General features: G+C 34.9%; 19 protein-coding genes and 3 tRNA genes. 18 read left to right on the top strand and 4 right to left on the bottom strand.

The window, feature by feature from the left end; translation table 11 throughout:
* The first annotated feature begins 42 nt into the window (after positions 1-42).
* From QKW49_RS06660 to QKW49_RS06630, 7 genes are all read left to right on the top strand, one after another.
* Complete coding sequence (locus QKW49_RS06660; protein WP_282866767.1) at positions 43-1140, top strand: hypothetical protein; 1098 nt, start codon at positions 43-45, stop codon at positions 1138-1140.
* Between the two features lie 27 nt (positions 1141-1167).
* Positions 1168-1578: a hypothetical protein gene (locus QKW49_RS06655; RefSeq protein WP_282866766.1), complete on the top strand. Its 411-nt coding sequence runs from the start codon at positions 1168-1170 to the stop codon at positions 1576-1578.
* On the top strand, positions 1563-2003 hold the full coding sequence (locus QKW49_RS06650) for a hypothetical protein (RefSeq protein WP_282866764.1): 441 nt from the start codon (positions 1563-1565) through the stop codon (positions 2001-2003). Before QKW49_RS06655 ends, QKW49_RS06650 begins: the two co-directional genes overlap by 16 nt.
* 676 nt (positions 2004-2679) lie before the next feature.
* On the top strand, positions 2680-3243 hold the full coding sequence (locus QKW49_RS06645) for a hypothetical protein (RefSeq protein ID WP_282866762.1): 564 nt from the start codon (positions 2680-2682) through the stop codon (positions 3241-3243).
* A gap of 392 nt (positions 3244-3635) precedes the next feature.
* Positions 3636-3791 (top strand): hypothetical protein, encoded by a 156-nt coding sequence (locus QKW49_RS06640; protein WP_282866761.1) that lies wholly within the window; start codon positions 3636-3638, stop codon positions 3789-3791.
* Between the two features lie 637 nt (positions 3792-4428).
* Positions 4429-5469 carry an NAD(P)/FAD-dependent oxidoreductase gene (locus QKW49_RS06635; RefSeq protein ID WP_282866760.1) on the top strand — a complete coding sequence of 347 codons (1041 nt, stop codon included), beginning with the start codon at positions 4429-4431 and terminating at the stop codon, positions 5467-5469.
* 269 nt (positions 5470-5738) lie between these two features.
* On the top strand, positions 5739-5936 hold the full coding sequence (locus tag QKW49_RS06630) for a carboxymuconolactone decarboxylase family protein (RefSeq protein WP_282868081.1): 198 nt from the start codon (positions 5739-5741) through the stop codon (positions 5934-5936).
* Between the two features lie 364 nt (positions 5937-6300).
* Here QKW49_RS06630 and QKW49_RS06625 read toward each other — a convergent pair whose 3' ends face one another.
* The gene (locus QKW49_RS06625) at positions 6301-6861 is read right to left on the bottom strand and encodes a tyrosine-type recombinase/integrase (RefSeq protein ID WP_282866759.1); all 561 of its coding nucleotides are present in this window, start codon (positions 6859-6861) and stop codon (positions 6301-6303) included.
* Positions 6862-7387: 526 nt separating this feature from the next.
* Here QKW49_RS06625 and QKW49_RS06620 point away from each other — a divergent pair.
* The 3 genes from QKW49_RS06620 (at position 7388) to QKW49_RS06610 (ending at position 11596) form a co-directional block, all read left to right on the top strand.
* Entirely contained in the window at positions 7388-7882 is a 495-nt protein-coding gene (locus QKW49_RS06620; protein ID WP_282866758.1) for a chemotaxis protein CheW, read from the top strand.
* Positions 7883-7922: 40 nt separating this feature from the next.
* Positions 7923-9764 (top strand): methyl-accepting chemotaxis protein, encoded by a 1842-nt coding sequence (locus QKW49_RS06615; RefSeq protein WP_282866757.1) that lies wholly within the window; start codon positions 7923-7925, stop codon positions 9762-9764.
* A 119-nt stretch (positions 9765-9883) separates the two neighbouring features.
* Positions 9884-11596: a methyl-accepting chemotaxis protein gene (locus tag QKW49_RS06610; RefSeq protein ID WP_282866756.1), complete on the top strand. Its 1713-nt coding sequence runs from the start codon at positions 9884-9886 to the stop codon at positions 11594-11596.
* A 456-nt stretch (positions 11597-12052) separates the two neighbouring features.
* Here QKW49_RS06610 and QKW49_RS06605 read toward each other — a convergent pair whose 3' ends face one another.
* A complete protein-coding gene (locus QKW49_RS06605) occupies positions 12053-13210 on the bottom strand; it encodes a DEAD/DEAH box helicase (RefSeq protein ID WP_282866755.1) in 1158 nt (385 codons plus the stop codon).
* Between the two features lie 306 nt (positions 13211-13516).
* On the opposite strand from QKW49_RS06605, the gene QKW49_RS06600 reads away from it, so the two are divergent.
* The 5 genes from QKW49_RS06600 to QKW49_RS06580 all read left to right on the top strand — a co-directional run bounded on the left by QKW49_RS06600 (position 13517) and on the right by QKW49_RS06580 (position 15329).
* Positions 13517-14518 (top strand): hypothetical protein, encoded by a 1002-nt coding sequence (locus QKW49_RS06600; protein ID WP_282866754.1) that lies wholly within the window; start codon positions 13517-13519, stop codon positions 14516-14518.
* Between the two features lie 157 nt (positions 14519-14675).
* Positions 14676-14759, top strand: a tRNA-Leu gene (locus QKW49_RS06595).
* Between the two features lie 5 nt (positions 14760-14764).
* Positions 14765-14839 (top strand) — tRNA-Gly (locus QKW49_RS06590).
* Positions 14840-14849: 10 nt separating this feature from the next.
* A tRNA-Gly gene (locus tag QKW49_RS06585) sits at positions 14850-14923 on the top strand.
* 142 nt (positions 14924-15065) lie between these two features.
* Positions 15066-15329 carry a DUF2508 family protein gene (locus QKW49_RS06580; protein ID WP_282866753.1) on the top strand — a complete coding sequence of 88 codons (264 nt, stop codon included), beginning with the start codon at positions 15066-15068 and terminating at the stop codon, positions 15327-15329.
* 21 nt (positions 15330-15350) lie between these two features.
* On the opposite strand, the gene QKW49_RS06575 is transcribed toward QKW49_RS06580, so the two are convergent.
* Positions 15351-15920, bottom strand: coding sequence for a DUF4364 family protein (locus tag QKW49_RS06575; RefSeq protein ID WP_282866752.1), 570 nt, complete (start codon positions 15918-15920; stop codon positions 15351-15353).
* A 107-nt stretch (positions 15921-16027) separates the two neighbouring features.
* Here QKW49_RS06575 and QKW49_RS06570 point away from each other — a divergent pair, with 107 nt between their 5' ends.
* Entirely contained in the window at positions 16028-16723 is a 696-nt protein-coding gene (locus QKW49_RS06570) for a 4Fe-4S double cluster binding domain-containing protein (RefSeq protein WP_282866751.1), read from the top strand.
* Between the two features lie 40 nt (positions 16724-16763).
* On the opposite strand, the gene QKW49_RS06565 is transcribed toward QKW49_RS06570, so the two are convergent.
* Positions 16764-17018 (bottom strand): hypothetical protein, encoded by a 255-nt coding sequence (locus QKW49_RS06565; RefSeq protein ID WP_282866750.1) that lies wholly within the window; start codon positions 17016-17018, stop codon positions 16764-16766.
* Between the two features lie 289 nt (positions 17019-17307).
* Between QKW49_RS06565 and QKW49_RS06560 the strand changes: the two genes are divergently transcribed.
* Both QKW49_RS06560 and QKW49_RS06555 read left to right on the top strand, forming a co-directional pair.
* Positions 17308-17952, top strand: coding sequence for a transporter associated domain-containing protein (locus QKW49_RS06560; protein ID WP_282866749.1), 645 nt, complete (start codon positions 17308-17310; stop codon positions 17950-17952).
* 11 nt (positions 17953-17963) lie between these two features.
* Positions 17964-19085 carry a polysaccharide deacetylase family protein gene (locus QKW49_RS06555; protein ID WP_282866747.1) on the top strand — a complete coding sequence of 374 codons (1122 nt, stop codon included), beginning with the start codon at positions 17964-17966 and terminating at the stop codon, positions 19083-19085.
* The last annotated feature ends 18 nt before the right edge of the window (positions 19086-19103 follow it).

Here is a 19103-nt window from a genome sequence, read left to right as displayed (position 1 = left end):
TTTTAACCTTTTTTTTCAATTATCTACAGGAGAAACCAAAAGATGAATAAATTAAGTGATCTTATATTTCCATATGATCTTATACGATTACCACGAGAGAAACTTGTAGAAGTCGCATCTAAATTTGATATTGCTACAAATGTTCCAATGATAGTATTAGCCGAAAATATATGGAATGAAATAAAAGATAGTAGTAACAAAAAGGAAAATGTGATGGATTTTGTTAGTGAAATGATATTTTGTGGGAGGACATGTGTAACGTGGTATCATGTTTCGGATGAACAAAAAAACATTGACATAGAAAATGTTTTTAAGGAAAAACTAGGAGAAAATATATTGGAAAAAGTAAATATGCCAGTAGATGGAGTAGCTGATAAAATTATTGGTGTATGTAAAGAGAATGATAATAGATATATAGTTAGGATGCTTGTAAAGACGGGTATTAATAAAGTAAACGTTGGAGCCGAAATAATCTCTCAGCCAACGTTAATTATAGCAACTGTTGTTATAGATCAAGAAAATGGATACCTAGAAATAAGATGTGATTCAAAGGCAACTAATAAAGTTATAACTACAATTGGGCATCTTATTGCAACAAAATCTTCTAAAGGGATTGATAGATATTCTACTGAATACTACGCTCAAAATATTGAAAAACTTGCTGAGCTTTTAGATGGAAGTCTAATTGAGATTAATGCTATGCCGGATAAAATTTTTAAGGAATTAAAACCTGAGCAAATAAAAGGGATTATAAATATTTTAGCGGCGTTAGACTGTTTTTTTAATGAAGGAGACTCAACAAAATTTTTGGCAGATATACAATTTTGCAGAGCTTTATTTGAAGAAGATGAGGAATTCTATGGAGTACCATTCTCTGCAATAGTACTAGCAGGCATGGATAAGTTAGGTCTATCAGTAGGGAGGGAATCTGAACATGATCTAAAAGAACATCCTTTGTTTGCTAGTTGGAATCCATACTTACATCATCAGAATGGATTCGTAAGATTTAATGTAAATGAAGATGGAGTACAAAATCAACATACGGTGCGTATCGGTTTAACTACTGATAGTATATCCTTCAGGACTTACGCCACTGAGACGGCGATTAGATTTTTAAGAACAAAGTTGAATTTTGAGTAGATTTTATTTTTATAGGAGGTGTTTTGCATGGTAGACTTTTGGATGACTCAAAACGTAATTCAATGGATAAATGAATTTTCTGTAAGTGCGTATAGAAAGTTTTATCCTTCAGCGCCAGCAAAAGACCTTGGTATTGACATGAAAAATATTTTTGAATGTCTAGTTTATTTAGCCGATCAAAACATGTTGGAATTGGAATATGAAAAACGTTGTCCAGAATGTGCTTCAAAAATGTACGAAGATGAGGTTGAGGGTTTTGTATATTGTGAGAGTTGTGATGATGACATAGAACTTACATCAGATGTAGTATTTCCCATATTTTCTGTATCTGAAAATTACAGAAATGAAGTAAAAAAAAACAAACAAGTTCAAAAAAACAATCTGCTTCTGTCGTTTGCTCGCAAGAAACTTCAGCAGTCTCTATGCGACAGTTTTTAGATGATTTACCAGAACTTACTGAATACTCAGATACTTTATTGAGAGCAGCTCCACAAATTATTATAAAAGAATTTAAAGTTAGCAACTTAACTTATGCTGGCAGAGATATTGGTCATATAGGCGATACTAATATTTATCAAGAAATAAATAAACACGATGCAATTTTAGCCAGTATCTTAGAGCAAGCCCGGAACATACCTGAACTACAGAAGAATATTGATACAATTGCAACTCAATTAAATAAAGGATTGAAAAGTAAAGACAAAGAAGAAAAAAAAAGTTTACTTGGAAAAGCTAAAAGTGCCACTGAATTTGTAGTTAGTTTTTCTAAAATGTGTACTGATCAAAATGTACAAGCTACCGTTCAATGGTTGATGACTCAAGCTCAAGAGAGAATCAACGATTTAATTAATTTCATAAAATAAGAATCAAAGCAGCTCGCAATATTTAGGAGCTGCTTTTCTATCATCGTGATAGCAAATATTTATTAATTTTGTTTGTACAAGAAAGGATCACTGCAAACATCGGTGTCAATAATTTGCAGCTACCTTTCATTTTGAGCATTTTATGTTTCTGAATGAATCAAAAATTATATAGTATATGAGGAAATAACGCAAAAGCAGCAATATCAATAAGTTAATAAATATTGCTGCTTTCTTCCGTTTGTGGTGTAATAATGAGGAATATTTAATTAATTTTTAATACTACCCTCACAAGAATGTGATTTTAAATCACAATCTTGTTTTTCTTTTAAGCTGTAAATAGAAGTACCATAAAGATATATACTAACAAAAAAATAGTATTTGTATCCAAATGGACCTCAATTTTGAGGGTATATTTCCTCAACCACACTCACCTCTATTCTATTATGATATCTAGATTATAAATAGTTCCTATAAACAATTCAAGAAACAATATTTGGAAACATTTTTATTGTATTAAACTAAAATTTGGTGCATGGCTTCTGGATTACCGGGAGCTCTGTTTGTCTAATAATGTCGAAAATCTTTACTTGTTTTTACACATGAATTTGTGATATAAAATAGTTAATCAATAGGCTGGCTACTAATAAATATATTTATAATCAGAGGTGAATAATTCATGGGGGAAACAAGTATACCGGAATCTTTACGGCAACCAAGCAGTTTTGAAGAAAAACGCATTAAACGTCAAATGCCTATAGCAACTGACGCTAATATTTCTTCAATTGAAGAGATTCTAGAGTCAAAAGGATTTTCAGGGAGTGAAATAGATGAATGCTCTTGCACAGATATAATCTTATTTTCAGAGTCTATGATAGACAAAGATGCATCTGATAAATTAAAAAAAGAGACAGGTTGTTTTTATAATTTTATAATTACTCAAAATATAGAATATACAATTAATATAGCCGATGAGATTCCGGAGGCGAATACGAAACCGTTATCAAGTGACAACATTACACTGCCGGACATATTAATTAAAGATGATAGCCTTAAACAAATATTAATAGGAATAATAATTAATTATATTTCAAATAGATTTAAGAAAAGGGATAAGATTAAAAAGGATAAATTAATTGTATCTTTTAAAATTTATTCTAGAAAAGGACGAAGAATAAAAAAGGTTATACAATATGAAGGTGGATTGGAAGGTTTAGAAGAATTACTAAAAAAGAAGATATAAAATTAAATATTAATGACTAATACTATATTTCGCAGACAACCATTAAAAGTTTAGTTTTTTTATCTTTCAACAGCAGTAGTCATTGACTACTATTTGACTACTAAAGTTATAAAAAGTAGTCAAAAGTTATCTTGGAATACATAGAGACGTATGGATAAAATCCAGTAATATCGGTAATTACAGAAAGATATCTTGGGTTACATAAAGATAAAACTTACACTGGCAGTGTGGGGGTCAGGGGTTCGAATCCCCTTAGCTCCACCAAATGGAACCCGCTAATCGTAAAGGTTAGCGGGTTTTGTTATACATAATAAAACGATTTTGGGAAGAGATGGGCTTATGATTTTAACCGAATATCTTGTAGTTTCTATATTGAAGGTATATCTATATTTATGATATCATATGTACAGGGCAGTTGGATAAAGCAGGGTGTGGTTGCCACCTTTATTCCTCATAGGAAGGAGGTGGTTGTCTATGATGAATACATACCAGGTATTGTCTTTGATGATACTGTTTGGAATGTTCGTTATAGCAGTCTTGAATTTTAGGACAAAAAAATAATCACCCTGCCCGCTACGCAGAGTGATTATTTTTATTTAATTCATCTCGTGGCAACCGCATCATGCGGTCCGATTGTCTTTACCTATATTATAGCATAAAACGAATGAAAGTAAACATTTATTATTGATTTAAATGAATTACAAAAACTATTATAAAGAACTTCGCAGGCTTCTATTTGCAATGCAAAATTTAAGAATAATGTAGATACTTTGGGCATCTGGGCTACTTTGTTTTTAATAATCCTTTAATAAAAATATAGTTATGAGAATGCAGTATGTTTATAATAAAATAACGATTGTAAAATAATACCGTCTAATGGTACAATATAGTAAATGTTGTATAAAGAGGGGGGGGGATAACATGCCTGAGAGTCCGCTGTTTCAAATATTTTCCGTTATTCAATATGCAATAATACTATTTTTTATTGTATTGGGAATGTATATATTTGTATCACTTGTTAAACTCATACAGAAGGCCAATGTTGCTTTGGACATTTACATAACTAAAAATAAATATTGAAATCTGAAATATTCAGTACTATTACTTGGTTGTAATGGTGTTTTTATTGTTCATTTTTAGGATGAGAAAATACTATCATAGGATAAAAATTAGGAGGAATTCGCCATGTATGATGTAATAATCATTGGTGCAGGCCCGACAGGCTGTACCGCTGCACGGGAATTGGCTTGTAATGACTATAAAGTATTATTGGTTGAAAAATTTAAGATACCAAGAAATAAATCCTGTTCCGGTGTTCTTATAAAGAAGTCAATGGATTTGGTAAAGCGATACTTTGACGAGGATACACCAGAGTTTACGATGTGTATGCCAAAGGATAATCGAGGCATGGTTTTTACCAACGACAAGGGCCAAGAGTACCGTTTTGAACAGGAAGGATTAAATATATGGCGGAGTTCCTTTGATTATTGGTTGGCAACAAAAGCTACCGAAGCTGGTGCGGAATTACGCGATGAAACAATCGCCCTATCATGTGAAGAACAAGAGAATTGTGTTATTGTAAAGTTAAAAGGCACTTCTTTATATTCCGAAAAAGCAAAGTTAGTCATTGTATGTGATGGTGTGGTAGGTTCTGTTAAACGAAAACTTGTTCATGTACCTCAAAACTATATTACTACTTATCAGACTTTCAATAAAGGTTCTATAGATTTGGATCATCATTATTTTTATGCCTATTTACAGCCCCATTTATCGGAATATGATGCGTGGTTTAATGTAAAAGATGATTATCTTATTTTCGGCGTGTCTGTTAAGGACACAAGTAAACTTAAAGATTATTATTTCGAATTTATTGCTTATATGGAAAAACATCACAAGGCAAAAATTGAAAGGCAAGAAAAAACTGAAGAATGGCTTATGCCGCACATTATGCCCAAATGTCCTGTAGAATACGGAAAAGGGAAAATGCTGTTTGCAGGTGAAACTGCAGGATTTCTTAACCCTATGGGTGAGGGCATTTCAGCAGGAATGGAAAGCGGGTATGCGGCTGCGGATGCAATTGAGAAAATAGACTTGGATAGCGATTTGGACTTAGAAACGGTATACACGGTTTATCAAAATAACACTTCTGCATTAAAAGTTTATATGGAACGGCAATGGAATTTGGTTGCAAGCATGGCGAGTACGTTCGACTACATGAGACTCTGAGCATATTGTGTTTGTTGTGTTAAATCGGAATCTCTATATTCTACGTATCAGTTTTATATTTTATAATGAAGTCTATGTATATTTTATGCAAGGAGGTTATCAATGAAGATAAAAAAATATTCCCAAATTCATGAATCAGATGTTATTAGACTTATGAGGGATGAGCAGTGGAATGAATATGTGGCCGATGATAAAATTAATGCCTATAAGCGTGTATTATAGCTGTCTGTTACCTATGTCGCATATGATGATAACACTTAAAGGTTCACATTAACGGAGCGTTGAATGTTGGGTGTTCAATTAACGAAATCAAAGAAGTAATACTGCAGATGTCAGCATACTCCGGGTTTCCAATATGTATTAACGCTAGGAATGCTTTAAAAGATGTACTAAATGAACGTCACAGTCAAGGAATAAATAATAACATTGGGGATAGCCCGACAAATAAGATTTCATCTGTAAAATAATATCCTCTAATATGGCGCAATGATGGGTGGCAATGGTGGTATGATGAGTTCCTTTAGCAACGAACTATAAAATGAAATTTGACTCAGGTGGTATTTTTATGCCACCTGAATTTTTTAAATGGTGTAAAAAATACTTGGTTCTTAGGGGGCGTTACCAACTTATGAAAAACAATCTATCAAATAGATATTCCTAAAGTATTAAGCTGTATTTTTCATCTATACAATTGCTGTGGAATGGATATAATATATACTAAAGGATTGTTTGCAAATCATCATGTAACAATATTGTTATTTTGTTTCATAAGAAATTATTCGACATTATGCAGCAAATTCCTCCAAAATATTAAAGAAAATTTTATTTTCGCTAAAATTGTACAAGCGAATATAGTTCATCCTTTTGATCTTGGCTAATGCCAATATACCTTAAGGTTACGTTTGGAGAACTGTGGTTAAAAGTATCCATGATTAGACCTATGTTATATCGCGATGCCTTATAAGTCCAATATCCCCAAGTTTTACGAAGACTATGAGTGCCAAAGTTCTCAATTCCTATTATTTCTGACGCTTCTTTGAGAACACGATACGCTTGTACTCTACCCAAATGACTGCCTTTTTTGCTCCAAAAAAGGTAACTGCCAGGGGTGAGATTCTCGTTTTTTATATAAGCCGTAATGGCCTTACGCAAAGAATTATTAAGTTTGATTTTTTTCTCCTTTCCTGTCTTCTTTTCCTTCAAAGTAAAGTAATCGTGGAATTCACCGTCTTCACTACAAATATCTTTAAATCTAACTGATAAAATGTCGCTTATTCTAAGTCCTGTATTGAGGCCAAACTTAAAAAGCAAACCGTATTTTGATTCCTTTCCAGCCAAGTAATGGTACATTTGCTTAATCTTCACCTTGCTTCTGATGGGTTCAACGGTCATAAAATATCACCTCTCTCATGTATTTAATTAGTAATAATATAAAGAAATATTACATAAATAAATTGCTAAGCAATTATATCTAATTTGTATTATACTTGATAAAAGCACTAATTTCACCTATTTATTATTACAACTAATGTAACAAAATAACAATATTGTTACATTATGAGTTGAATTCAAAGAGAGTTCTCAAATTTATTGAAAGGGACGTAGCAAATGGAAGATACCAAAAAATACAGGAGGCAGCATGCTGATATTTTTAAATTAGTTAAAAGCATTATACATTTATGTGAGAATAGTGAGGTAGTAAGTAATATTAGTAAAGCATATATGGCATTAAGACTTTTCTGTCCGGGCTGAAGCAGCACAAAGGATCTTCGGGTTTGGCAGACGATAAAGAACGCAGTGTTGCAAAAAGGCAGCAGTATTACATGAGTCAAAAAAAGTAAAAGTTTCTGTGCAATTTAAAATACAGCCGGCTAAAGATATTCATCTAAATCATTATTAAAGGAAAGGGGATGAACATATGTCTGAAACAATTGAAAACATGGAGGAAATGGAGGAAGATACCCAAAAAGGAAGATTTTTAATCTTCTCACTGGGTAAAGAAAGTTATGGCATCGAAATCAAGTATGTGACAGAAATCATAGGTATCCAGGCTATAACAGAAATACCGGAACTACCTGAGTATGTGAAAGGGATTATCAACCTGAGAGGTAAAATAATCCCTGTAATGGATATCAGGCTTCGTTTCAAAAAAGAATCAAGGGAATATAACGACAGGACCTGTGTGATTGTAATTGATATTAAGGATGTATCTATAGGGCTCATTGTAGACAGTGTTGCGGAAGTACTTTCAATTCCTGAACAAGATATTGTAGAGCCGCCGCAGATCAATAAGGGCTTTAACAATAGGTACATAAAAAGCATCGGAAAGATTGGAAATGATGTAAAGCTGCTGCTTGACTGTGCAAAGCTGCTAACGGAAGATGAATTGGAAGGTCTGAGCGAGGTAGTATAAAAAACTAGATATAAATATTATGAGTTGGAGGAATTAGAATATGAAATGGTTTTATAATTTGAAAATTGCCGCGAAGCTGATACTAGGCTTTATTATTGTAGCTATAATTGCAGGAGTGGTAGGAATAATAGGTGTTATAAATATACAGAAAATAAGTATTTTAGACACTGATATGTATGAAAGGCATACTGCAACAATGCCTGAGTTAGCGAATATAGCCAGGACTTACCAGAGGGAACGAGTGGCGTTAAGAGACCTATATATAGAAAAGGATATCAGGAAAAGACAGGACACTTTAAATGAATTCAAGAATTTTGACAATATTATATCTGAGAGTATGATGAATTTTGAAGCTGGAATGAAAGATTCCAGTGTGCGTGAAAGTTTCGATATATTATCCAAATCCATAAGCGATTTTAACCAGTTCCGTGATGATGTGATAAATCGTGTTCAGTCAAATCAAATGGATGAAGCATATAATCTTATGGCTGGCAGCCGAGCTGCGCAGATAGCAGATGCGGTCCAGAAAGCGACAGATGACCTGATGAAATTGAAGACGGATCTGGCTAAACAAAGTTCCGATACTAATACAGCTGCTGCTAATACAGCTACAGCAACAATGGTTATTGCGGTAATCATAGGTATAGTTATAGCCGTTGTACTGGGTATCTTTATATCCCGTATTATAAGCAAGCCGATAAATAAAATGGTTGAAGCTGCCGATAAGCTTGCGGTTGGTGATGTTAATGTAAATGTTGAAGAAGATGCCAAGGATGAAATTGGCAGCCTTGCAGAATCCTTTGGCAGAATGATTGAAAATATCCGCGGACAGGCTATGGCGGCAGAAAGGATAGCTGCCGGTGATTTGACTGTGGAGGTTGATATAAGATCAGAAAATGACCTTCTTGGTAAAAAGCTATCTGAAATGGTAGAGAAGAACAATGAAATTTTAACTAATATCGCTTCTGCTTCAGAACAGGTAGCAGCAGGTTCTAAACAGGTATCAGATTCAAGCATTGCCCTTTCACAGGGAGCTACGGAGCAGGCAAGCTCAATCGAAGAGTTGACCGCTTCTCTTGAAGAAATATCATCACAGACGAAGCTGAATGCAGAAAATGCCAACCAGGCAAACCAACTGGCGGAAAATTCCAAGTCCAATGCTGTACAGGGTAATATTCAAATGAAGGAAATGGTTAATGCCATGGAAGAAATTAATGAGTCTTCTGCAAATATTTCTAAGATTATAAAAGTTATTGATGAAATTGCATTTCAGACCAATATTCTTGCGTTAAACGCTGCAGTTGAAGCTGCAAGAGCTGGTCAGCATGGAAAAGGCTTTGCGGTAGTAGCGGAAGAAGTGAGAAATCTTGCTGCGCGTTCAGCAAATGCAGCAAAAGAGACAACGGATATGATTGAAGGTTCTATAAAGAAGGCTGAAGGTGGTACAAGGATTGCAAAAGAAACTGCTGAAGCTCTTAACAAGATTGTAAATGGTATTGAACAGGTAGCCAATCTTGTAAGTGATATTACTGTTGCTTCTAATGAACAAGCAGCAGGTATCGAACAAATTAATCAAGGAATTATGCAGGTATCAGAGGTTGTGCAGGCTAACTCGGCAACGTCAGAAGAAAGTGCTGCCGCAAGTGAAGAGCTTTCAAGCCAGGCTGGACTCTTAAAAGAAATGGTCGATAAGTTTAAATTGAAGCAAAATGACAAATCTTACAGAGAGTTGGATGAACTAAGTCCGGAAGTATTAAGAATGCTTGAAGGCATGACGGAAAAGAAAAAGAATAGTTCAAGCCCTATGATAGAATCGTTCAAAGAGGCTGCAGCTTCAAAGCAAAAGATTGCGCTGAGTGACAAGGAGTTTGGCAAGTATTAATAAAAGTTAGGTGTGGGCAGAGCCGAGAGGCTTAACGATTCATTTGTTCTGGAAATTAAAGAAACCAGGACTGGTGATTATCACGGAAAGGGACACGTTTGACAGTGGAGGTATATATCATGAAATGGGTTAATAATTTAAAAATAGTACATAAACTTGTAACATCTTTTCTTTTTGTTTCGATATTTATTGGGATTGTCGGTTTTATTGGAATTAAAGGTATGGGAATAATAAATTCTAATGCTGTTCTTATGTATGATAATAATTTAATGTCTTTACAGAAAATTCATTCTGTTAAGGAACGAGTTTTAGAGATTCGTGCAAATATTTTAATTCTCCTTCGTCAGCAAAATAGGAGTGAAATTGAAAAAATTGAGCAGAAAATGAATCAAATGATCAGTGAAAATGATAAAGATCTTCAGAACTTTGAAAAGTTAGGTTTAACTGACCAAGATCACGATATTTATAAGCAGTTTAAAAAAGATTTAGAAGACTATAGAACTGTCCGTGTCCAGATTGTGGCGCTCGTAAAAGAAGCCAAATACCATGAAGCAGAGGAGATCTTTCCTCAAGTGTCAGAAATACGAGATAGGATGTTTGTATCTTTAGACAAATTATTGAGTTATAATATAGACAAAGCGAGCGCTGCGAATAAAACAAATAGGGATACATATACTTTTGCAGTTAATATTATGTTAGGTATTAGTATTCTAGCTCTATGTATAGCTATAGCATTAGGATTACTCATATCCTTTCATATTTCCAAGAGACTGGATAATATTGTTAAATTTGCGGGTGCATTCGGAGATGGAGATTTAACGCAGAGGCTTACTATTTTTGGTAAAGACGAACTAGGTAATCTTGGAATAGCGTTAAATAGAGCGATTGAGAATACCAGGAATTTGTTATCTGAGATTATTACAGGCTCAACGGATATCAGTGCGTCAAGTGAAGAGTTGTCTGCAACAATAGAAGAAATTGCCTCAACGATGGAGAATATCAACGAATCTACCACTGAAATATCAAAAGGGGCACAAGAATTAAGTGCCACAACAGAAGAAGTGAGTGCATCAACTGAAGAAATTCATGCTACAATCAATGAACTTGAAAGTAAAGCCGATAGTGGAAGTGCTTCAGCAAAAGAAATAGCGGGCCGTGCCAACGAGATTAAAGAAAAGGGAAAAAAATCCATTGAAACGGCAAATGCCATCTACGAAGAAAAGCACGCTAAAATCATAAGGGCCATTGCAGATGGTAAAGTAGTAGAACAGGTCCAAGTAATGGCTCAAACGATTGGAAATATCGCTTCACAGACAAATTTACTTGCGCTAAATGCTGCGATAGAAGCGGCAAGAGCAGGAGAGCACGGCAAAGGGTTTTCAGTAGTAGCTGAAGAAATTCGTAAACTTGCCGAGCAATCAACGGCAACGGTATCTAGTATAACAAATATTGTCGGACAGGTTAAGCAGGCCTTTAACAACTTATCAGAAAATGCGCAGGAAGTGTTAAGATTTATAGAAGACAATGTAAAACCTGACTACCAGTTACTTTTACAAACAGGAATGCAGTATGAAAAAGATGCTCAGTTCATTAATGATATGTCCCAAGATATTGCTGCATCAACCAGAACAATGGCTGAAATAATAGTACAAGTTGCAGCGGCTATGCAAAATGTATCAGCAACAGCAGAGGAATCGGCAGCAAGTTCGGAAGGTATCTTAAGCGGTATCAACGAAACAACAATTGCAGTGGAAGAGGTTGCGAAGTTAGCACAAAGTCAGGCTGAGCTTGCAGAAAAACTTAATAATATGGTTCAGAGATTTAGAGTATAAATCGTTAATTTGTATATTATACGAAACTAGACTTTACATAATGCTCATGGAGAACCGGGGGCTTTTGGCTCGTCGGAAGCAGAATACGCTTCTTTCAATAAAAATAGACTTCATTATCAAAAGTGAAGTCTATTCATCTATATAAAGTGAAACGAATATCTAAGAAAAGCTTAATATTGATCATGAATATTAAGCAAAGTAAGTATAAACTTCGGCAAATATGATTAATGCACCAACTCCGAATAATACAACCATTCCAAGAAAATCTCTCATGTTCTTTCACCTCCTTTAATGTTTATACATTTATTATACAACAGCTTTAGTCATTTGTTAATCTGTTATTTAGACAAATTCTACAAATACGCGCATATAATATTATGCATAATCACCAAGAGGTATATTTTGTATACGGTAACAGAGCTGTAACACTAAGGGATAGTTACCTATAACGAACATTTAGGGAAATTTTCGTTTGAAAGGATATTGGATAACTCCTTTGAATATTACTTTTTCCTCAACATTTATTTTAAAGTCTTTTTCATACTTTTTGATCCATTGTATTTCTTTCTTGGTTACAATGGAAATAGCTGTTCCGGATTTTCCCATTCTTCCGGTTCTGCCAACCCTATGTAGGTATTCTTTGGAGTCTTCCGGCAAATCCAGGTTAAAGATGTGCGTGACACCTTCAATATCCAATCCACGGGCAGCCAAATCCGAGGCTACCAGAAGCTGAATTTTACCACTGCGCAATCCTTGCAGGGCCTGCCGTCTTTCTTCTTTTGTTGCAGTACCATAAATGGCGGAAGCAGCAATATGATGATACTGAAGCTTAGCGCTTGTAATTTCAATCAAATCACTTTTATTAACAAATACAATGGCTTTTTCAGGCTTGATAGAAGCCACTAATTTTCTTAAAATTTCAATTTTATCTCTCTGCTCAGCGACGATGTACATATGAGTAATGGTTTGACTCATCGGGTGAACGTCTGCGACCTTCAAAACTTCCGGGTTTTTCATTAATTCCATTGCCGTATTTAGTGTGTTCTGATTTAGTGTCGCTGAAAACATCATTAACTGCCGGTCTCGCATGGTTGTCTTGATAACATCCTTTACACCGGTCAGGTTGTTTTCATCCAAAAGTTTATCCCCTTCGTCAATGACAATGGTTTTAACGGTATGAGCATTAATCTTTCTTAATTTTATTAACTCAAAAATTCGTCCTGTTGACCCTACGATGATATGAGGTTTCTCCCGCAGTTTTTCAATTTGCTTTTTGATATTTACTTGTCCGATAATAGCAATAGAAGTTACCGGGATTTTAGCGTTTTCGGACAAGAGTTTAATCTGGCGGTCAATTTGCAGTGCCAGTTCATGGGTTGGAGTGAGTATAATAGCCTGCATTTCACGCTTTCCTGTATCTATTTTCTCAAATAACGGAATCAGATAAGCAAGTGTTTTTCCGCTTCCCGTATGAGATTGACCGATAATATCTTTATTTTCTAATGCTAATGGTATGGCCTTATATTGGATATCTGTAGGCTGGGTAATTTGCTGCATTTCTAGTCCTTTAATCAGACGGGCATTTAGCTCTAAAGTATCAAATGAAGTAGACATATATATCTCCTTTGGTTCTATTATTATTGGTTTTATAGATTTAGTATTTATCACATTAACAATTTATATGAGATTGATTATATCACGACTCACATATATATACCAAGTTATTTATCTTTCTGGTTTCTTATAGATAGTTAAACATAGCATTGAGGTGTCGGAATTTATAATATTTTGTATTTTTACTTGCAGGATTTTATAGTATTTATGAAGAATAGAACATTGTAATATTCATAGGGCCAAGAGTTCATGTGTATTTAGGTTTTGTATTTTTCATATTTCTAATTAAAAGAATGAGGCGAACGTATGATAAAGAATTCCATTAGAATGATATATTTAACTATAATATGTATAATATCTTTATGTATACAGCCGGTTTTCGCACAATCCGATACCAATGAGACGGATAGGCAGTTACAGTATATTAAGCATTTTGAAAACAAAGTCCAAATTATCCATAAGTATTCAGAAGGCTACGATATGTGGTTAGATTTTGAACGTGGCGGTGTAAATAGTATTTTAGGTATTGGCAATATTTATTTGGCACCTAATGATCAGAGCACCATAAGAACGTCTTTAAGCAAAACCGCCAAGATACTAAGCTTAAGTTGTACCGACTGGACATCCCCATATGTCGTAAAAGATATGGCAAAACCCAATAAAACGCCTAATTTTACAGGCGGATGGCACGGATATAACGGTGATGGTACCGGAAGGCCTACGGCTAGGACCGCACAATATGAAGTAGTTGCAGATGGAGAACCTTTGCAAGCAAACAAAGAAAAGTTCTGCGAAACGGCAGAAATCAAAGTAGTAAATCTTATTGAAGGTTATAATACAAAAGATTTACCAGAAAATGAAAAATACGTGTTAAAAGAAACCGTGCACTATCTAATAGTAAATGGTCAAATAAATATTGACGTCGAAATAGAGGCTCTAAAAGATATTGCGATTGAGCGGTATTATGGGATTCAGACTGTTAATTACGGATGGAGAGATATTGTAGCATATGCCGACAGCAGCGTATATCAAGGGCAATTAAGCAGTGACTCGGGTGCTATTAAAGATATGCCTAATATAGACAGTATTACGATAAAAAACACAAAAGACGGACATTATCTCAAAGCTTGGATAAATAAAAGCTATGACCTCGGCAGTCAGCAGTATGTTAACAGCAGCTTGCCTGGTGTTTTTACAGAGAGTTATGGAAAAAGCTATTTTAATATTGTAAACGGCAGCACATTAATGATGAAAACTGGAGATAAGCATTATTTGCGCGGAGGATACCTACTGAAAAAAAGCAATTAGAAGAGAGTTTACATAGAAACAGAGCATAGGATAATATTCACTAAAATAATATACATGTATTTCCTAAAAAAAAATTAAAAAACATGTTGACAATAGAGGACGAACCCTGTATAATAGTCTTTGTCGCTAGAGAGAGCGGCGAAACAAACTAAAAGATGCGGGCGTGGCGGAATTGGCAGACGCGCTAGACTTAGGATCTAGTGTCCCCGACGTGAAGGTTCAAGTCCTTTCGCCCGCACCAAATAAGCGGGAGTGGCTCAGTGGTAGAGCGTCACCTTGCCAAGGTGAACGTCGCGAGTTCGAATCTCGTCTTCCGCTCCAGTTTTTATTTGCGGGTGTAGTTCAATGGTAGAATCTCAGCCTTCCAAGCTGATCGCGTGGGTTCGATTCCCATCACCCGCTCCACAAACTTCGTTGCCGATAACGAAGTTTTTTTGTATTTATCTTGAATGTATCATACTTATGTGTATGTAGAAATGTAGTTGGAAAGTATTTAATAAATTTGTATTAATAGTAGATAGTTAATGCATATAATAAATAGTATCTAATGAAGAAAAGGAGGGGATACATGGTGGATAATATCTTGACGGATGAGCAATTGCTTTTTCGATTGGATAGGTCGATAAAGGAGTGTAAGTTGTCTCAGGTGTATTTAAATGATGTTGTGGATGACTATGGAAAAGTGAAAGTAGCAAAGCTTAGATTCGAATTCGCGAGGCATGAGTATTTAAATCTTTTAAAAGAAGCCAAAGCCCGGGGATTAAAAGTAGCAGAAGAAAATAAAAGAATTGCAAATCTGTTGTTCAACTAGAAAGCCTGTGTATAAATTTTGTCACAGGCTTTCTGATGTTTTATTATCTTTTTTTGATGTGTTGGATGAAGTAAGAGTAGAGATAATATCAGTGTAGATTTTTTGCGAATGAATCTTCCACTGTAAACACATATTCTTAGCTTCTTCTTTTGTTCCAACAGTAAGCTTTAGCTCAATCAATGACGTATTCTGTTCAACAATTTTACATTCTACCATATATTCTTTTTGATTAATTGGTATATAGTTGCTTGTTACTTCCGCTGACCTTTTGAATTCTTTTGTTTTCTGAACAATAGCCAACTGGATTTTTTCTTTGGTACTGAATGGAATTCGGCTTTCAAAATAACTTAAGGTTACTGAACCTTCAGAAGTGATTTCATAAAGCTGTTTGTCATCTTCTGTGATAGCTTTGATTTGTCCAATATTCACCAGTTCCGAAAGATACTGTTGCAGGACAAAATAGTTCATGATAGAGTCCTTCATTATGATTTCAGTAATCTGAGTATTTGTAAGAGGTAGGTTTACCTTATTTAAAATAAATAGCAAAATAAGTTTGTTTACAGTTATATCATTAAGATTATTTTCTAACATTTTCATCACCCATAGCTATTATAGCATAAAAGTTATGGAAATAACAGTAAATTATCTTTTGTGATATAATAAATTTGAATAATCACTTAAAAACGGAAGGTGAAACAATGGATAGAATAGAAATATTAAGAAGTAAGCTTGTGGAATGGGGCGCATCAACAGTAGCGTTTGCAGATGTGAGCGGTTATGTTAATGAAAAATATAACGACCTGCCCTATGCTGTTTCAATTGCAGTAAGGTTATCTGATAGAATCATTGACGAGATGGAGGACATGCCCACGTATACCTATTTTCATCATTACCGTACCGTAAATAGCCTGATAGATCATATCACTCTAAAGGCAGGATTGTTTATTCAGAATTGGGGATATAACTATATCGCGGTTCCTGCTTCTCAAACGGTCAAAAATGTATCAGAACAGTATGCAGGTATCTTTCCTCATAAAACTGCAGCCGTTCTATCAGGCATGGGATGGGTTGGAAAAAGCGGGTTGCTTGTTACCCATGAATTTGGGCCTAGAGTAAGATTGGGGACGATACTTACCGATATGGTACTTCCTGTGGATTCAGGAGATAAAAAAATGAGCTGCGGTGATTGCATTCTATGTACCGTATCCTGTCCTGCAATGGCAATCCGAGGGAATGAATGGCATCATGAAAAGGGACGTGAGCATATTGTAGATGCTCATGCTTGCAGTCAATATATGAAAAATAAATTTCAACATATAGGAAGAGGCTCGGTATGTGGAATATGTGTTAAAGTGTGCCCGCATGGAAAGAAAAAAGAAATGAATAATCCCTGAGCACATCTCAGGGATTATTGGAAAATTTTTAAATTCTTAGTTACTCAAACCTGTCGGACCTATGTTTATCATGATTATGCCTGCATTGACCATGTGCGCTTTTATGGGTTTCTTTATATTCCATCGCTATTTTTACATCTTTTCTGAACCCTGGGCCTCCGCCGCTTTGATATTGCGCTTTTTGCGACTTTGCTTCTCGTGGACTAACATGAGGCCGCATAAAACCTTGGTCTATTTCGGTGGAAAATTCTTGCCGTGCAAAGTCTTTTTTGTTTCGAAAAATATCATCAGCCATTATATTCACTCCACAAAAATTTATTTGGTGCAATATTAGTTTTTCTCAAAAATAATATTTTAGTACAACAGTATTATGGATAAATTATAAGAAAAACTACTATAAAGCGACCCTTACTCAGTTTTAAAAGATATTAGAGGCATAATTAATTTAGTATGAAATTTATTCAAGTGAGAAAAATTGCTTGAAAAATTATTAACATAATAAAATTTTTTGTAATTTTTATAGACAGTATTTAAATCTATCAGATATAATAAAGTTGACATAAAAGTAAGGAGGAGGCGATAGAATGTTAAAACAGTATTTGCGAGCGAAAGTTTCGACGTTCTCGAGCTATATAGAGATTTATATTTCAGTTTTAATATTATTGGGAATAGTAGTTGTATCAATCAATCTTGTAAAGGACTTGGCATATTTGATACAAAATATTTACTCGAATACCGTAGAGTTTCAATATGAAGATTTTCTCGGTTATGCATTGCAACTAATCATTGGTGTAGAGTTTGTAAAAATGCTTGCAAAGCACACACCGGGTAGTGCTATTGAGGTTTTGTTGTTTGCAATCGCAAGAAAGCTTGTTGTAGACCATTCTACCAGCGTAGACTTATTACTTGGGATTATAGCCATTGGGATTTTATTTGGTATAAAAAAATTCCTTTATACATCCAGTTTTACACAAGAAGAAGGCTATGTAATTGGAGGTGCTACTACAATAAAGCAAGCAAATCTTATAGCATCTGTTAACATTCCCGAAGGGTTGGGTAATACAGTTGCGGGTGTAATAGCAAATGAGTTAAGGGAAGCAGGAAAAAAACTATCGGAAAGAGCAACTGTTGCGATGGACGGAGTTACACTAAGGATATACAGTATGAGAGATGGCTCAATAGATAAAGTTCAGGTTATTCCGGCAAAGAAAAATAAATATATAATATAGGAGTGGAAATCTTGCCTTATAAAAAATTAACGGTATTAACAATCATGCTGGCTATTGCGATCTTTATATCGGCATGTTCAGCCAAACAATCAACGCCCCCTGCGCCCCAAGCACCAAAAGTCGAACAACCGCAGCAGGATGACCAATCAAGTAACGACATTGAAAAACAGTCAGATCAAACCGTAGAACAAACACTCGAACAAAAGAAAGAAACTGAGAAGCAAGAGACTGAAAAAATAGATTATGAAAAAGTAAAACCTAATGAAATGGGCGAAGTGATGGTTGTGATGTACCATTATTTTGGTGAAAAGGAGCAGGAATTTACAAGGACTTTTGAGAATTTTAGAAAAGACTTGGACAATCTTTATCATAAAGGTTATCGTTTAATCAGTATAGATGATTTTGTGAATAACAATATCGATGTTCCTGCCGGGATGACCCCTATCGTATTTACTTTCGATGATGGACCGGCTAGTGAGTTCAATTTGATAGAACAAGATGACAAGCTGGTGGTTGATCCTCAAAGTGCGGTTGGAATTATGATGGATTTCCAAAAAGAGCATCCTGATTTCGGGCTGGAAGGAACCTTTTATATTAATGAAACAGCTTTTGCAGGAAGCAAAGGTACTGAAAAAGAACGGTTGCAGTTTCTACTGGACTTAGGTCTGGATATCGGAAACCATACCTTTGGGCATACTAATCTTGCAAAGTCGGATGCGGCTACGATACAGAAGGTGATAGGAAGCCATGTGAAAAAGATGCGGGAATATTTTCCGGATTATAAACAAAATACGCTTGCACTGCCCTTTGGCGCGTACTCGAATACTACTTTTGATTATATCGTCAAAGGTCAATATGAGGGAACCGAGTATAAAAATGATTCAATACTGCTTGTAGGTTGGAAACCTTCACCACCTCCTGCGCATAACAGTTTTAATCCTCAAAAAATGCTGAGGGTTAGAGCCGGCGAAGGCAAGGAACATGATATGTATTACTATCTTGAGTTTTTTGATAAAAATCCGAATATGAGGTATATCAGTGATGGAGACCCGGAAACCATATGTATTCCTGAAAAAAATAAAGACCAACTAGATGCAGATAAAGCTGCAGGTAAAAAAATTATAACTTATTAATAAACAGCAAAAGCTCGA

It is taken from the genome of Petroclostridium sp. X23 (assembly GCF_030013905.1).
Lineage (GTDB): Bacteria > Bacillota > Clostridia > SK-Y3 > SK-Y3 > X23.
The sequence above is the reverse complement of the archived record's forward strand: the minus strand, read 5'-3'. Positions and strand labels throughout refer to the sequence as shown.

What these genes read in the sequence shown, in the direction of transcription:
- QKW49_RS06560 (WP_282866749.1), top strand. Translation starts at nt 17,308, where the DNA reads ATGTTAAAACAGTATTTGCGAGCGAAAGTTTCGACGTTCTCGAGCTAT.
- QKW49_RS06660 (WP_282866767.1), top strand. Translation starts at nt 43, where the DNA reads ATGAATAAATTAAGTGATCTTATATTTCCATATGATCTTATACGATTA.
- QKW49_RS06640 (WP_282866761.1), top strand. Translation starts at nt 3,636, where the DNA reads ATGATATCATATGTACAGGGCAGTTGGATAAAGCAGGGTGTGGTTGCC.
- QKW49_RS06635 (WP_282866760.1), top strand. Translation starts at nt 4,429, where the DNA reads ATGTATGATGTAATAATCATTGGTGCAGGCCCGACAGGCTGTACCGCT.
- QKW49_RS06625 (WP_282866759.1), bottom strand. Translation starts at nt 6,861, where the DNA reads ATGACCGTTGAACCCATCAGAAGCAAGGTGAAGATTAAGCAAATGTAC.
- QKW49_RS06580 (WP_282866753.1), top strand. Translation starts at nt 15,066, where the DNA reads ATGAAGAAAAGGAGGGGATACATGGTGGATAATATCTTGACGGATGAG.
- QKW49_RS06600 (WP_282866754.1), top strand. Translation starts at nt 13,517, where the DNA reads ATGATAAAGAATTCCATTAGAATGATATATTTAACTATAATATGTATA.
- QKW49_RS06565 (WP_282866750.1), bottom strand. Translation starts at nt 17,018, where the DNA reads ATGGCTGATGATATTTTTCGAAACAAAAAAGACTTTGCACGGCAAGAA.
- QKW49_RS06605 (WP_282866755.1), bottom strand. Translation starts at nt 13,210, where the DNA reads ATGTCTACTTCATTTGATACTTTAGAGCTAAATGCCCGTCTGATTAAA.
- QKW49_RS06620 (WP_282866758.1), top strand. Translation starts at nt 7,388, where the DNA reads ATGTCTGAAACAATTGAAAACATGGAGGAAATGGAGGAAGATACCCAA.
- QKW49_RS06575 (WP_282866752.1), bottom strand. Translation starts at nt 15,920, where the DNA reads ATGTTAGAAAATAATCTTAATGATATAACTGTAAACAAACTTATTTTG.
- QKW49_RS06650 (WP_282866764.1), top strand. Translation starts at nt 1,563, where the DNA reads ATGCGACAGTTTTTAGATGATTTACCAGAACTTACTGAATACTCAGAT.
- QKW49_RS06655 (WP_282866766.1), top strand. Translation starts at nt 1,168, where the DNA reads ATGGTAGACTTTTGGATGACTCAAAACGTAATTCAATGGATAAATGAA.
- QKW49_RS06610 (WP_282866756.1), top strand. Translation starts at nt 9,884, where the DNA reads ATGAAATGGGTTAATAATTTAAAAATAGTACATAAACTTGTAACATCT.
- QKW49_RS06615 (WP_282866757.1), top strand. Translation starts at nt 7,923, where the DNA reads ATGAAATGGTTTTATAATTTGAAAATTGCCGCGAAGCTGATACTAGGC.
- QKW49_RS06645 (WP_282866762.1), top strand. Translation starts at nt 2,680, where the DNA reads ATGGGGGAAACAAGTATACCGGAATCTTTACGGCAACCAAGCAGTTTT.
- QKW49_RS06570 (WP_282866751.1), top strand. Translation starts at nt 16,028, where the DNA reads ATGGATAGAATAGAAATATTAAGAAGTAAGCTTGTGGAATGGGGCGCA.